This window comes from Vibrio marisflavi CECT 7928 (assembly GCF_921294215.1).
GTDB lineage: Bacteria > Pseudomonadota > Gammaproteobacteria > Enterobacterales > Vibrionaceae > Vibrio > Vibrio marisflavi.
The window spans coordinates 320,220-336,070 of record NZ_CAKLDM010000002.1 but is presented as its reverse complement, the minus strand read 5'-3'; the positions used below and the strand labels follow the sequence as shown (position 1 = coordinate 336,070).

The window sequence follows — 15,851 nt, the reverse complement described above, 5'->3', positions numbered from 1 at the left end:
CATTCTTCAGCAAAATGAAGTAATACTCCATTGAGTTGCTATCAAAATTTAGCTTGCTATTCGCTGTTAATTGAATGGATTCACCTAATATCGTATCCGCTACACCTCACAGAAATAACTTTTGTGGACAAATTGCTCTTGCAGCGTGAAATATAACTCCATACCATTGCCAAACTCCATATTTATTTCATAAATGAAGTTTTACTTCATTCAGTGTTGAATGATGCTTAGCGAGGCAACATGAAAAAACTCACAGGCTTAATTGCTGCTCCACACACTCCCTTTACTTCTGACGATAGAGTGAATTTCTCAGAGATTGACAAGATTGCTCGTCACCTAATTCAAGAGGGTGTGAAGGGCGCATATATTTGCGGTACAACAGGCGAAGGTATCCATTGTAGTGTTTCCGAAAGAAAAGCCATTGCTGAGCGTTGGGTTAAAGCCAGTGAAGGAAGACTCGATCTTATTATTCACACTGGAACCCTGAGTATCAAAGATACATTAGAGCTTACTGCCCATGCTGACACTTTAGATATTCTCGCGACATCCGTCATTGCGCCATGTTTCTTTAAGCCAGCAAGCGTCGAAGAGCTGGTCAACTACTGCGCCGAAGTCGCTAAAGCTGCACCATCGAAAGGGTTCTACTACTACCACTCAGCAATGTCCGGTGTGCATCTAGATATGGAACAATTTCTCATCGAAGCAGATAAGCACATTCCAAACTTGTCGGGCATCAAGTTCAACAATCACGATCTTTATGAATACCAACGCTGTTTGCGTGCATGTGACGGCAAATTTGATATTCCTTGGGGTGTCGATGAGTTCTTACCCGGCGCATTAGCATTGGGAGCAACCAGTGCAGTAGGCAGTACTTACAACTATGCCGCAAAACATTTCCATTCCATCATAGATTCGTTTGAGCGCGGAGAACACAACAAAGTGCTCCAGAAGATGGATAGTGTTCTCAAGTTAATAGATGTATTAGTGAAGTTCGGTGGCGTGGCTGCGGGCAAAGCGGCGATGGCACTGCACGACATAGATGCCGGTAACCCCCGCCTACCTCTGAAAGCACTAACGGCTGAACAAAAAGAGGCCGTTGTCGACCTCATGCGCAAAGCCAATTTTTTATAATCGACCTAGCCTGTTGTCTGCTTAAGGTAAATCAAAAACTAACGCGACAATAGGTTCTGAACTTTTGTTAACGAATTCAACATCACTTTGTGCATCAAGTTGAGCGCCATCACCAGCATGCAGTAGAACATTATTGACATGCAGTTGCTCACCGCTTACATGGTGCACATATAGTTTGCGGTCAAAATCAGTATCAATTTTCGCATTTGAATTCGGCTCAAGTATCAATTGATACAACCTAGCATCTTGCTTAATACTTAGCGTGCCGTCTAAGCCCTCTGGTGTCACAATGCTGGTGAAGCCAGACTGCTTACCAAAAGCTTTCTGTTGATAGCCCGGCTGCTCACCAAAACGATTGGGTTTAATCCAAATTTGTAGAAGCCTAAGCGTTTGTGTTTGCGAAGGGTTGTATTCACTATGATAAATACCGCTACCAGCAGACATCAGTTGAAACTCTCCCGCATTCAATATTTGCCGATTTCCCTGACTATCTTTATGCTCAATCGCACCTTCAATCACGTAGGTGAGTATTTCCATATCTCGATGTCCATGTGTATCAAAGCCACTGTTAGGCTCAATTTGGTCATCATTTATCACTCGTAAAACAGAGACGCCCATATGTTCCGGATCATAGTAGTCACCGAACGAAAAGCTGTGCTTTGTATCCAACCAACCATAATTGGCATGGCCTCTTTCATTGCTATGTCTTAACGTAATCATAAAGCTCTCCCTAAGTACTTTGTAGGACACCTTGCTAGCGTATGTCAGATTCTGTAGAAGAAACACAACGAGAAATTGACCATCTTATTCAGTAGATTTGAAGGTAAAAGAAAAGAGAGCCGAAGCTCTCTTTAGGCCTTTGAATATAAAGCTAAAGGGGTTAATCAAATTTATAGAGCACCTTAACCGAGTCATTTAGACTCGTCGCATCTGCGTAACCAATCGTGTCAGAGCTTTTAGCTACACTGGCTATCATATCAGCACTATTTGGCACGCTTTCAGGCATTTTAGCCTCTCCGGTAAACATCATCTTTGTCCAGTATGACTTCAATTGATTTTCGCGCTTTTTCAAAATCTTCTTATTGAATGTCTTACGGGTTGGATCACCTTTGGCTAGGTACAACACCTGAACATGATCTACGCCATCAACTTTGTTTAACTTACCTAGAAACAAGCTTTTCACCTGAGACTTAGATAAGTCGGGCATATTTTTGCTGCCAATTACGACAATCTCTGCGTTTGCTACGTTTGCAAAACCAAATAGAAAAGCAAACATTAAGAAATACCATTTCATCATTTGCCTCCTAGAATGTTAAATCCAATCTAACTGTGTAGATAACAAGGCTATCTGTCACAGACTCGCTCACTAATGCTTTCGCCGCCATCCCCGGTAGCGCACCGTTGGTGTCTCCGAAATTGTTCAGAAGCGTAACATCACCTTTCAACGCGATGTTTTCATACAAGTCCCAACGCACACCTAAAGAGTAAGTGTTATACATGGTGTTGAAAAAGATCTGCGAAGTCGAGTTCGACTCTCGCAAGTCATCATCTGTAGAACGAATAAAGCCCGCGGTGACATATGGCAAAAAGTCTTCGATATAATATCCAAAGGTTATGTATCCGGTATTCCAATCTGGGTACATACCTTGTGTGTACTGTCTAACCAACTCGGAAATAACTAACCATTCACCATCATCATAGGAAAAGCCAGTACCGACAAAGAACGCATTGTCGTCAGCCAAAGTACCAATCTCGATACTGTTGTTGATCAAAAAGCTGTTTGGATAAGTGGTATTGCCACTCGATAATGTTAGCCCATTTGCTTTACCACCGATGACACGGAACATCATATCGTCATAGTAAAGGGTAAGATTAGAGCCGTAGATAACCGGAAAGTCGGTATCACCGAATGTCGTATCCGAGGTAGTGCTTCCGTAGAAAGATTGCCAACGTAAACTAGCTACATCTAAATCGAACGTATAGGTCGCATCAACCCCTGTATATGAAGTAAAAGGCATCAGACCGTAAACATTAACGGGAGTTCTCGCCCAAGGGTACGCGTAGCCGACATCAATAAAATCAGAGTAGATATAAAGAGGAACACCTAATCGGCCCGCACGCATTGTAATGCCCGAATCAAATCTATGCTTCAGGTAGGCCCACGTTACCTCTACCGACCAATCATCTTCACCTTTTGCGACACCTTGTATACCTACCGACGTACTATCACTAAAGTCATAGTTCATCTGTAGTCCTACTAACGAAAGTTGTTCCCAATCTGAGCGTTTATCTGTGCCCATACTATCGTAGTCATAAGGTTGGCTTTCGTACCCCACACCAACACTTAAGTACCCACCAAATGTAAATTTGCCATCATCTTCGGCATCTTGCGCCATTTGGCTTTGATAGCTAGCAACCTGTTGTTCAAGAATCTCAATCCTTTCTTCTACAGTCGCTTCTGCAAACGCCATTGGCACACTAGCCAGAGTTAGCAACCCCACTGCTATTCTCCACTGCATGTCCTTGCTCCTTGTGGTATCAATCAGACTTTAAATTGATTCACAACCACTTGTAGTTGGTCGGAAACCAGTTTCACCTGATTAGTTATTTGATCCATTTCATTTGTGTTATTACGCACTTCAACCGAGACTTTTTCTATTTCATCGATATTGGCTTGAATACGATTAGATGCTTCGGTTTGCTCTGTTGTTGAAGTGGCTATTTGTCCATTAATCTCAGAGATCTGCTGAGCCTTCTCTGTAATTTCATTGAGTGAACTGTCCGCTTTTTCAGATTGACTGACACTTTCCTCTGCCTTTGACGTGCCGCGGCCGATCGCTTCTACCGCCGAACGAGAGTAAGATTGCAATTGGGTCAATACTTCTTGAATTTCTTGCGTGGAGGATTGGGTTCGAGAGGCGAGAGTCCTTACCTCATCAGCTACAACCGCAAAGCCACGTCCATGCTCACCAGCTCTCGCAGCCTCGATAGCGGCATTCAGAGCCAACAGGTTTGTTTGTTCTGCGATACTTTCTATCGTTTCAAGGATGGTACTGACACTGCTTGAATGGCTATCCAAGCTTTTGATGGTTTCCGAGGTGTTTTGCACTTCATCCGCAAGCTGCGAAACCACATCCAACGTGGACTTCACCATCTGCTTACCCGTCATTGCTGACTCATTCGTCTCGTTAGCAATCGTTGATGCTTGCTCGGCAAAAGAGGCTATTTGGTGAACCACTTGGCTCATACCATCAATCGCTTCAGAAGAACTATGCACAGACTGTTCTTGAGTCGATATAGATTGCTGTGTACTGGAGCTCGTATTAGTTAGAAAATCAATAATCTCAACTAAGCCGGCAGTACTGTCATGAACCGACTTAATACTAGTTTGCAGTTTATCGATGAAGACATTGAACCAGTGAACCAATTCTTCAATTTCTTGGCTCCCTTTGTATTCAATGCGCTCGGTGAGGTCCCCTTCTCCTTCAGCAATTTCTCTAAGTGAAGTGCTCACCCTAACAATGGAGCGAACAGAAGAGCGAATGGTATAAATACTGACTACAAGCACGCTAACAATAATAATGATACTGATCCACAAACCGTAAGACTTAGCACTTTGTGAAGCTTCGAGAGAGTCTTCAATGACTTGGTTGAAGGAAGAGTTACTGTTATTTTTTAGCTGCTGCAGATCTTTCTCTAGTTTAACTTTTAACCCATTAAGTTTCTCACCAAGAGGCCTTACTTGATTCATGTCGATGGATTCATCGATGATTCCCTGAGCCAAACTTCGTCCTTGTGTCATATATTGCTCTGCGACACTGGAAACACTAGCAATCGTATTTTTTTGGCTTGGTAAGATTCTTTCAATTTTTGCGAGCTCTTCTAGCAGGATTTTGTATGAGGCTTCGGCTGATTTAATTGCATCTTCTTCGCCCAAAGTTACCGCTGATTCAAAGCTCTGCTCTATCTGCTTAATCGTACCATTAGCTACTGTGGCAGATTCTAATACCGGAAAGTAAATATTCTTAACTTCTTTTACCCTTTCTTCGTTGTGAGAAAGGATAAGGTTAATAATTATCATAAAAATCATAAAACCAAACACTGCTGTCAGTGTTGGAATTGCTACCTTATGACTAAATTTCATGGCCACACCTAATATCTAAACAAAAACAAATAACGAAATCTTATTGTTATTGCTTAAAGGTATAGTATAAAAAGAAAAAAATTCAAAAGTTTACGGTATATCTTCCTGAATTTTTCAATACCGAAAAACTGACATATCTAAAGATAAGAAGCTTTTATAAAGAGTAGGTTAGCGAGTAAACTCTTAATACAGAGTTAGATAAACGGCTCAATTCTGAGACATATTTCATCTAGAGCTAGCCATGAGATAGACAAGTTAATTGGCGTATTAAAACGCTCATTTTTATTTTCAAACAATAAGTAAATAAAACCCCAATAAGTAGAAACTTACTGGGGCGATTACTAACACTTAATTTTCAAGATCTTAACGAGTCATTTTTTTAACAAACACGACCACAAATAGCGCCATAGTAAAACTACCCAAAAATGCTTCAAACGCAGCAATAAAACGCGCAAAACCGACTGGCGAAATATCCCCATACCCGAGTGTAGTAAAGGTAACCACACTAAAATATAAAGCATTGAGAAATTCGAACAGGTAAAAAGTCCACCCTTCGACTCCTTCATATACGGGGTGGGCAGATGTTGTGTCTAAGAAAAAATACGCAATAGCACAAGCAAAAATCAAACAGAGTGAAAATATGACCACTCGTATTGGTGATTCCCCATAGCCACAAAAAGCATCCACAGTTTTTGATACAAAGCGATTAAAACTAAAGCGAGGCATTTGATAACGCCTAAATCGCATTTCCTTTTTGAAAAAGAATCCTGCCGTTTCAAAAAGGCCTTGGATCTCACACTGTTTCCTAACGTTTCGACAGACTTCTTCAGCCTCTTGGTACAAGGATATACTTTGATTCCTGTTTCCTTGCTTTAACGCTTTTTTGGCATCTGCTTCTTGTTTTAAATCAGAACCCCAATTTATGTTCTCTAGTCTGGCTTTCGATAAGTCCGCACCAAGCAAGTTGCAATTGTTCAGCTGCGCACAATGCAGATTCGCTCCGTACAACTTCGCTTTCATTAGCGAAGATCCACGCAAATCTAGCCCAAAAAAATGAGCACCAGTTAAGTCCGCGCGATAAAAGTCCGCACCTCTGCATTTAAAGCCTGCCTTGTTACCACGGTTTACAAGGTTTAAATCTGTTAAATCTGCCTTGGCCAACTGAAATCCATCTAAAGGTTTACCCGCTGCGGCCCATTCCTCGACCTTGTGTTTAATATTATCTTTGCTTTTATCTACTTCGGGATCGTGCCAATAGCACAAGCCTGACTCTCCACAAGATTCTTCGCAGCACCAGCCATCGGGATTTTGATAGCTGCATTGGCCTGTTTCTGACTTCATATGCGCTGCCCCCAATCAGTATTAAGTGTAGGTGGTGCATATAAAAGTTTCAGCTCTAAACAAAATACTCCCAAGCTTTTTTTAATGGCTCTAATTTTTATATATAACTTTCAAATAATTAAGAGCACGCTATTTTGTTTTCATTTGATCCATGAATAAAAATACAAGTTGAATACCTCGACCTCCGAAGTGCAGATATAAATACTGTCGAATGGTTATTATGACGAATTATATTTCAGCACAGTGATAAACAAGAAGGATGCGCATTTAATTTTATATCAGCATATTAGCCGGCATATTTATCAATCACAGCAACAATACATACTAACGAAATACATTAATAAATTTTATTTTTGTGCTTTACTTCTCGTTGGCAAGTTAAAAATGAAAACATTTAGACACAATTGGTTAACAAACTCGTTTAAAACGTATAGTGTTTATCCGCACAAAATGTGAACTTTTATCAACAAGGGAACCTTTTATGCAGTCAGTGGTAGACTTTCTAAACGGAATTATCTGGAGCCCAGTGCTCATTTACCTTTGCCTCGGTGCGGGACTTTTTTACTCTTTCCGAACTCGGTTTGTTCAAATACGTCACTTCTTTGAGATGTGGCGTTTATTGCTATCAGGGAAAAGCTCATCTGAAGGTATTTCATCCTTTCAGGCACTAGCGGTTTCTCTATCTGGACGCGTCGGTACAGGTAACATCGCAGGTGTTGCTGCCGCAATTGGTTTCGGTGGCCCAGGGGCAGTATTTTGGATGTGGGTGGTTGCATTTCTAGGTGCAGCAACTGCTTATGCTGAGTCTACATTAGGGCAGATATACAAAGAAAAAGACGGCGATGAGTATCGTGGTGGCCCTGCTTATTACATTGAAAAAGCAATGGGACAGAAATGGTACGCATGGATTTTCGCTATCGCGACGATTTTCGCCACTGGTATCCTTTTACCGGGCGTACAATCAAACAGTATTGGTAACGCTGTCGAAGCTGCTTTTGGTTCTGGTCCAATCATTGAAACGACTATTGGTACATTTAGCTTTGCTAAAGTCCTAACAGGGACAATCATATCGATTCTTCTAGCTTTCATTATCTTTGGTGGTGTAAAGAGAATCGCGAACTTCACTCAGATTGTCGTTCCATTCATGGCACTAGCCTACGTCATCACTGCTTTTGTTATCATCTTGCTTAACATTAATGCAGTTCCACACGTATTCTCGATGATCATCACTGACGCATTCACACCAATGGCCGGTCTTGGCGCTGCAATTGGTTGGGGTGTAAAACGAGGTGTTTATTCCAACGAAGCCGGTCAAGGTACTGGACCACATGCAGCTGCTGCTGCGAATGTAGAGCACCCTGCTCAACAAGGTCTTGTACAATCTTTCTCCGTTTACATAGATACATTGCTTGTCTGCTCTGCGACTGCATTTATGATTCTAATCACGGGTGCTTTCAATGTTCACGGTGCTGGAGATGCTTACCTAGTACAAAATATTGCAGCAAGCATTGATGCAAATGGCCCTGTGTTTACGCAAATGGCCGTCGATACTGCAATCCCTGGAGTAGGTAAACCATTCATCGCGTTTGCACTATTCTTCTTCGCTTTCACTACAATTTTGGCGTACTACTACATCGCGGAAACTAACGTAGCGTACATTCGCAGAACCTTTAAAGTTAACGGACTAATGTTTGCTCTTAAGGTTGTACTAGTGGCAGCAACGTTCTACGGTACTGTAAAAGCTGCGAACCTTGCTTGGGCGCTAGGTGATGTGGGCGTAGGGTTGATGGCATGGCTTAACATCGTAGGTATTTTAATTATCTGCTTCCTTTCTAAGCCAACACTTAAAGTGCTAAAAGACTATGAAGATCAGCAAAAGCGTGGCGTTAAACACTACACTTTTGACCCAGTCGCACTAGGTATCAAAGGTGCTGATTACTGGGAAGAGAAACTGAAGAATCAATCTAAGTCTGACGAAAGTGAGCAATCCGATAAAAAATCAGAGCGTGTTCAGCAACCATCTACATAGATAACATTCGCATACACAGCTTAGATATATAGAAAAAGGCTTGAGTAGGATTCCACTCAAGCCTTTTTGTCACCCGGAGAGCCGAGTGCAATAAGCTGTTAGCTTAGTTAAGCAGCAACAGCTGCTGACGTTGGTGCTGCTTTTTTCTCACCGATAGGTAATACAGTGCGACCAAACTCATTGTTTACAACCTGCGCAACTGCAAAGTAGATTGCGCTCGCACCACAGAAGATACCTTCATACCCAGCAATAGTGCCAATTACTGCGTTACCAGTAAATTCATGAATAGCTAATAAAGCAAATAGAATAGTTAGAGAAGCAAAAACGATTTGCTTCGCTTTTGGGTAACATAGAGAGCCAACAAACATAAATGCAGTGAAGATACCCCAAAGCAATAAGTAGCTGCCCATTGCTGGAGCTGTCGCTGCAGGAAGGCCCATTTTAGGCATTACAATGATTCCAACTAGAGTCAACCAAAATAGACCGTATGAAGTAAACGCAGTAGTACCGAATGTGTCACCACGTTTGTAGCTGATAATGCCAGCGATTACTTGAGCAATACCACCATAGAAAATGCCCATAGCCAAAACGACAGAAGTTAATGGCATCAAGCCCGCATTGCAAAGGTTAAGCAGTACTGTAGTCATACCGAAGCCAAGTAGGCCAAGAGGAGCTGGATTGCCAAGTTTTGTCGACATTTTAATTACCCTAAAAAATATTTGAAAATTTAAAGCGGCATTTTATATTTTCCAACAATAAAAAACCATAACAATTAAGCTGCAATTATAATTTCCATTAATGATTAGAAAACATACTGGCAGGCACAAAAAAGCCAGCTCGAAAGCTGGCTTTATATGGTATAGGTTTACCCTTACTCCCATTCAATGGTCGCAGGCGGCTTACCAGAAATATCGTAAACCACTCGAGAAATACCATCGATTTCATTGATAATACGGTTAGACACTTTACCAAGGAAGTCATAAGGTAAGTGCGCCCAATGCGCTGTCATAAAGTCGATAGTTTCTACCGCTCGTAGCGATACAACCCAATCGTATTTACGACCATCCCCCATTACACCTACCGAGCGCACTGGTAAGAATACAGTGAACGCTTGAGATACTTTATGGTAAAGATCGGCTGCGTGAAGCTCTTCAATAAAGATTGCATCTGCGCGGCGCAGTAAGTCGCAATATTCTTTCTTGATTTCACCTAAAACACGAACACCTAGACCTGGACCCGGGAATGGATGACGATAAAGCATGTCGTATGGAAGACCAAGCTCTAGGCCAATCTTACGCACTTCATCTTTGAACAGCTCACGTAGCGGCTCAACTAAGCCCATTTCCATATCGTCAGGAAGGCCACCTACATTGTGGTGAGACTTGATGACATGCGCTTTACCCGTTTTAGACGCAGCAGATTCGATAACGTCAGGATAAATTGTGCCTTGAGCAAGCCATTTTGCATTCTTCAGTTTCTTCGACTCTTCATCGAATACATCCACAAACACATGACCGATAGTCTTACGCTTGTCTTCAGGATCAGACTTACCTTCTAGTGCTTCTAGGAAACGTTCTTCAGCATCAACCTTAATGATGTTTAAACCAAACTTGTCGCCGAACATATCCATAACTTGCTGGCCTTCGTTCAAACGAAGTAAGCCGTTATCAACAAAGACACAAGTTAGCCTGTCGCCAATGGCACGATGAACCAGCATCGCGACCACTGAAGAATCCACACCACCGGATAGGCCAAGAATCACTTCATCTTCACCCACTTGCTCTTTAATACGAGCAACAGCATCTTCGATGATTGATTCAGATGTCCACAAACGCTCACAGCCACATACGCCAAGAACAAAGTTCTCTAGCATCTGCAAACCGTTTTTCGTGTGTGTCACTTCTGGGTGGAATTGTACGCCGTAGTATTTCTTCTCTTCGTTCGCCATTGCAGCGTAAGGACAAGTCTCTGTCTCACCGACTTTAACGAAGCCTGAAGGAATCTCCACCACTTTGTCACCGTGGCTCATCCAAACATCTTGAGTCTCTTCAAGATCTTTGAAGATAGAAGACTCACCTGATACTTGAACTTGGGCGTACCCAAATTCACGCTCATCAGAGCCTGATACTTTACCACCTAGCTGCTCAGCCATTGTTTGCATGCCGTAGCACACACCCAATACAGGCACACCTGAATCAAATACATATTGCGGTGCACGTGGTGAATTTTGTTCTGTTACGCTTTCTGGACCACCAGAAAGAATAATACCGTTTGGATTGAATTCACGGATATCCGCTTCATCAACATCCCAGCTCCACAGTTCGCAATAAACACCGATTTCGCGTACGCGGCGTGCAACTAGCTGAGTGTATTGAGAACCAAAATCTAGGATCAAAATACGTTGGTCATGAATATTTTTCGTCATTTGGGCAATCTTTTTATCAATCTGTTGTAACTAACTGTTCGTAACTTAAGGGTTATGCAAGCTGCATTATTGCCCTAGGCGATAGTTTGGTGCTTCTTTAGTGATCTGCACGTCGTGAACGTGAGACTCTTTCATACCAGCACCAGAGATGCGAACAAACTCAGCTTTAGTACGTAGATCTTCAATTGTTGCAGAACCAGTAAGACCCATGCTTGAACGTAAACCACCCATTTGTTGATGAACGATTTCTTTTAAACGACCTTTGTATGCGATACGTCCTTCAATACCTTCTGGTACCAATTTATCTGCAGCATTGTCAGATTGGAAGTAACGATCTGAAGAGCCTTGAGACATTGCACCTAGAGAGCCCATTCCGCGGTATGCTTTGTACGAACGACCTTGATAAAGAATAACTTCTCCTGGCGCTTCTTCAGTTCCCGCGAACATTGAACCAACCATCACGCAAGATGCCCCAGCAACAATCGCTTTGCAGATATCGCCAGAGAAACGAATACCACCATCAGCGATAACTGGAATGCCATATTCTGCTGCCACAGCTGCTGCATCAGAAATTGCAGTAATTTGAGGAACACCAACACCCGTTACAATACGAGTTGTACAGATAGAACCTGGGCCAATACCTACTTTAACAGCACTTACACCCGCTTCGATCAGCGCTTTTGCACCAGCAGATGTCGCTACGTTGCCACCGATGATATCTAAATCTGGGTATGCTGCGCGTGTTTCTCGAATACGGTTCAAAACACCTTCAGAGTGACCGTGAGATGAGTCGATAAGAAGAACATCTACGCCAGCATCAACTAGTGCAGCAACACGTTCCTCGTTACCAGCGCCTGCGCCAACAGCAGCACCAACACGCAGACGACCTTGATCATCTTTACATGCATTTGGTTTGCGTTCTGCTTTGTGGAAATCTTTCGCAGTAATCATACCGGTTAGTTGGAACTCGTTGTTCACTACTAAGATTTTCTCAACACGAGCTTTGTGCATCTCTTCTTGCACATCTTCACGTGAAGCGCCTTCTTTTACCGTTGCTAGACGCTCTTTTGGTGTCATTACTGACTCTACTTTTTTCGATAGATCAGTAACAAAGCGAACGTCACGACCAGTGATGATACCCACTAGTTCATTTTCATTAGTCACAACTGGGAAGCCAGCAAAGCCGTGCTTCTCTGTCAAAGCTTGTACATCAGAAATGGTTGCATCTGGACGAACCGTAACAGGATGAGCCACAACGCCAGCTTCAAAGATTTTAACTTGGCGAACTTGCTCAGCTTGCTGTTCAACAGACATATTCTTATGAATAAAACCAATTCCGCCTTCTTGTGCTAGAGCAATAGCAAGGCGAGCTTCGGTAACAGTATCCATAGACGCTGAAAGCATCGGAATATTCAGAGTTATATTTTTAGTAAGCCGAGTACATAAATCAGCTGTATTTGGGAGAACGGTGGAGTGTGCTGGCACTAATAATACATCGTCGAATGTCAGCGCTTCTTTGGCAATTCTTAACATTTGCAATATCTCACAATAAGGATAAGTAGAAGGATAACCCAAGCTTTAGTAAAGCGATTACTAAAGTAATTGGGATTGGATATTGCGGAGGGATTATACGCCCGACGCAAACGTTTTACCAATCATTTTTTTGATTTTTATTTGCATTTACCCCCTTGATATGTATTATATTGGCGCTATTCTGCATATCCACGTCTACGTGACTGACTGTGACTCCACAATCGAATCAAAACATTTTCACTGTTTCTCGTCTCAATTCTGAAGTTCGTTTATTGCTTGAAAACGAAATGGGTATCGTCTGGTTAGTGGGCGAAATTTCTAACTTTTCCACACCTGTATCTGGGCATTGGTACCTTACTTTAAAAGATAGTCGAGCTCAGGTTAAATGCGCGATGTTTCGTGGTAACAATCGCCGAGTTACTTTTAAGCCACAAAACGGCAATCAAGTTTTAGTACGTGCCCGTCTATCACTTTATGAGCCAAGAGGCGATTACCAGCTCATTATAGAAAGCATGCAACCAGAAGGTGACGGCCTTCTACAAAAGCAATTTGAAGAATTGAAAATGAGGATGGCTGGCGAAGGGCTGTTTGCTCAAGCCAACAAAGCACCACTTCCAGAGCACCCTCGTTGTATTGGAGTGGTGACGTCTAAAACTGGCGCAGCTCTACACGATATCTTAGATGTATTAAAAAGACGCGACCCAAGCTTACCTGTCGTAATCTACCCTACTTTAGTTCAAGGTGATGAAGCTTCAATCCAAATTGCTCAGGCAATTGGCCGAGCAAATGCCAGACAAGAGTGCGATGTGCTTATTGTGGGCAGAGGGGGCGGCTCGTTAGAAGATCTCTGGTGTTTTAATAACGAAATTGTAGCGAGGACTATAGCAGCAAGTCAGATCCCAATTGTCAGTGCTGTTGGCCACGAAGTCGATGTTACCATTGCCGACTTTGTTGCAGATGTCAGAGCTCCAACTCCATCCGCAGCTGCCGAGCTCGTTAGCCAAGACACGAGTTACAAAACCCAAACAATAAAAGCGAGCCTACATAGACTTCGAGACGTTATGCATCGCTGTATTTCAAAGCATCAGCAGACTTATTTACAGCTTCAGCATCGGCTAGACAAACAGCATCCAAGTTACAAGCTTCAAGTGCAAGCTCAGCAAATTGATGAGCTGGATCTGCGCTTGAGAAATGCAATGCACAGACACCTTTCTGATTCAAAAGCGCAAGTGCAGCACTACAGTTACCAACTACGCCTAAACTCACCAGTGAACCACCTCGCTAAACAAAGAGCGCGACTTGAAAGTAACGAACAAAAGCTAAGCCGTTTCGCCGAATCTTTACTTACCCACTCTAAACATCGTCTCGCGATGGCAGCAGAGAAGCTAGAAACCGTTAGCCCGCTTGCAACATTAAAACGCGGTTACTCTATTACCCAATCTAATGACAACAAAGTTATCACCAGCCATGAACAAGTCACTCTAGGCGAGAAAATTGTGACTAAAGTGGAAGACGGTGAAATTTACTCTACTGTCGAGGCAACTAAGGCTTCGTAATATTCTACGAAGCCTTAGTAATATTAACCAAGCCCAACCTATCTAGGTCGAAGCATTGTTGTCTGGCGACATATTATGACCAAACAATAATTCCGGCACTTTGGGCAGCTTAACTTGATTTGCCTTTACCGGGCCGTATAAACCTGGACTTATTGGGTTTTGCTCCCAATATTGATCCGGGTTACTACTTCCTGACATTAACGTTATCAATCCCAAATGCATTTGGTCATCTGAACTAGTGTTATCCACAACGAGTGGAAATTTAGAGACTTCATCTTGCCCTTCAAACCAAAACGTAAATGGAATAGCTGCTTGGCTGCCATCTGAATTATGCCAATGACTCGCGTTAGTGTAGTACTTCATATACATCGCCAAACTATTTATATTCGCACTAGGAAAAAGCTTGGCTTTAGTTCCGGGCTGATTGTAAACATCGGCACGATTTTGTACCCAAAGCGTCGGATATCCTGTCTCTCCGACATCAACATCACACTTATACTGCCCATAACATATGTAGGCATCCATAAATTGTGTAATGCTCCCACCAGTAAAAAACTGTTTATCATTCCCGTAGATCTGCCGATAGCCGTACCAAGCATTAAATGGATTAGGTTGAGCTGAGTTTGGATCGCCAGGCCACCAATTCCCAAAGTAATGAGGGTAGTAATTTACAAATAATGGCGGCCTCGTCAGCCCTAAATTTTTGTCTACGAACTCTTGATCGTACTGGATGATAGCTTGTATTCCGGGAATTAAACTTGTTACCGTACCACCATAATTATTGAACCTTGTATCTCCATATTCATGAGCAAGTTGGCCAAAGCCACTATTGTCGTCAATATTACCTTTACTATTAACACCCCATATTCCACCTAGGCCATAACTCTTCTCTGAAAATGGCTGAGCGTTAATAAGGTATGTACTACTATTTCCAGCCGATTTTATACCGAGAGAAGTACTTAAAAATATCCTGTTGTACTGATTTTTGTATAAACCAACTGGGTAGTTTTTCGAGCTACTTTTTATATCTTGGTAATATTTCCCAAGTGCTTTAATAATGTTATTCGAGATCTCTTCATAATGTGACAAAACCAACCATCCATCATGACCTGATGAGCTTGGTGCCCAATCTCCATAATACCTGCTGATTTCGTTCCCCACCCCTATGCCAATTATTTGCTTGCTAAAAAGAGGGAGAACCTTTTTAAAATAACTTTCTGCGTTAGCTTCACCATCCTTACCGTAGAATTTAGTAAGTAGTGGTACTGATATACCAAGCATAATTTTATTGGAAGGATCTGTTTTAATTGCAGTCGACACCGCACACAACCTAGCAAATGCTGGCTGGTTTGCATCAGTGTAAACATCACATTGGTTTGGGTTAAAATCTGAGTAATCTTTTACATCATAAAACCCAGTAAAGTCATCATAGGTTCTAAATATGGAAAACCCTAACGTATGCAGCTCCGTAAATAGTGAAATAATCTTATTTGAGTTGTACTTGCTAAATGACAAGTCATTAATGCTATTTTGCGTGGAGTAATCAACCCTGTCTCCTATGTCGATTCCAATACCATGTAAAGGAGAAACCTGAGCCATAACATGACTTGAAAACAGAAGTATTACAGAAAAAATTTTTCGCTTATTAAACATTTTCCTATACCAGTAAGTTCAAAGCATGCAATTTTTAAC

Annotated in this window: 12 protein-coding genes; 3 read left to right on the top strand and 9 right to left on the bottom strand. The window is 42.1% G+C overall.

From position 1 onward, the window contains the following. Positions 1-240: 240 nt before the first annotated feature. Positions 241-1,131, top strand: coding sequence for a dihydrodipicolinate synthase family protein (locus L7A31_RS08280; protein WP_237361044.1), 891 nt, complete (start codon positions 241-243; stop codon positions 1,129-1,131). Positions 1,132-1,152: 21 nt separating this feature from the next. Here L7A31_RS08280 and L7A31_RS08275 read toward each other — a convergent pair whose 3' ends face one another. The 5 genes from L7A31_RS08275 to L7A31_RS08255 form a co-directional block, all read right to left on the bottom strand. After that, positions 1,153-1,851 (bottom strand): pirin family protein, encoded by a 699-nt coding sequence (locus L7A31_RS08275; protein ID WP_237361043.1) that lies wholly within the window; start codon positions 1,849-1,851, stop codon positions 1,153-1,155. A 160-nt stretch (positions 1,852-2,011) separates the two neighbouring features. Further along, positions 2,012-2,428 carry a type 2 periplasmic-binding domain-containing protein gene (locus L7A31_RS08270; protein ID WP_237361042.1) on the bottom strand — a complete coding sequence of 139 codons (417 nt, stop codon included), beginning with the start codon at positions 2,426-2,428 and terminating at the stop codon, positions 2,012-2,014. 7 nt (positions 2,429-2,435) lie between these two features. Next, on the bottom strand, positions 2,436-3,650 hold the full coding sequence (locus L7A31_RS08265; RefSeq protein WP_237361041.1) for a hypothetical protein: 1,215 nt from the start codon (positions 3,648-3,650) through the stop codon (positions 2,436-2,438). Between the two features lie 23 nt (positions 3,651-3,673). Continuing rightward, a complete protein-coding gene (locus L7A31_RS08260) occupies positions 3,674-5,275 on the bottom strand; it encodes a methyl-accepting chemotaxis protein (protein WP_237361040.1) in 1,602 nt (533 codons plus the stop codon). Between the two features lie 363 nt (positions 5,276-5,638). After that, entirely contained in the window at positions 5,639-6,616 is a 978-nt protein-coding gene (locus tag L7A31_RS08255; protein ID WP_237361039.1) for an ion channel, read from the bottom strand. 481 nt (positions 6,617-7,097) lie between these two features. Between L7A31_RS08255 and L7A31_RS08250 the strand changes: the two genes are divergently transcribed. After that, positions 7,098-8,645, top strand: a complete 1,548-nt coding sequence (locus L7A31_RS08250; RefSeq protein ID WP_237361038.1) for an alanine/glycine:cation symporter family protein — start codon at positions 7,098-7,100, stop codon at positions 8,643-8,645. 107 nt (positions 8,646-8,752) lie between these two features. On the opposite strand, the gene L7A31_RS08245 is transcribed toward L7A31_RS08250, so the two are convergent. The 3 genes from L7A31_RS08245 to guaB form a co-directional block, all read right to left on the bottom strand. After that, positions 8,753-9,343, bottom strand: coding sequence for an acetate uptake transporter (locus L7A31_RS08245; RefSeq protein ID WP_237361037.1), 591 nt, complete (start codon positions 9,341-9,343; stop codon positions 8,753-8,755). Between the two features lie 173 nt (positions 9,344-9,516). After that, a complete protein-coding gene (gene guaA / locus L7A31_RS08240; RefSeq protein WP_237361036.1) occupies positions 9,517-11,070 on the bottom strand; it encodes a glutamine-hydrolyzing GMP synthase in 1,554 nt (517 codons plus the stop codon). Positions 11,071-11,136: 66 nt separating this feature from the next. Beyond that, on the bottom strand, positions 11,137-12,603 hold the full coding sequence (gene guaB / locus L7A31_RS08235) for an IMP dehydrogenase (RefSeq protein WP_237361035.1): 1,467 nt from the start codon (positions 12,601-12,603) through the stop codon (positions 11,137-11,139). A gap of 209 nt (positions 12,604-12,812) precedes the next feature. Here guaB and xseA point away from each other — a divergent pair, with 209 nt between their 5' ends. Continuing rightward, positions 12,813-14,159, top strand: a complete 1,347-nt coding sequence (gene xseA, locus L7A31_RS08230; RefSeq protein WP_237361034.1) for an exodeoxyribonuclease VII large subunit — start codon at positions 12,813-12,815, stop codon at positions 14,157-14,159. Between the two features lie 42 nt (positions 14,160-14,201). Here xseA and L7A31_RS08225 read toward each other — a convergent pair whose 3' ends face one another. Beyond that, the gene (locus L7A31_RS08225; protein ID WP_237361033.1) at positions 14,202-15,812 is read right to left on the bottom strand and encodes a hypothetical protein; all 1,611 of its coding nucleotides are present in this window, start codon (positions 15,810-15,812) and stop codon (positions 14,202-14,204) included. Positions 15,813-15,851: the final 39 nt, after the last annotated feature.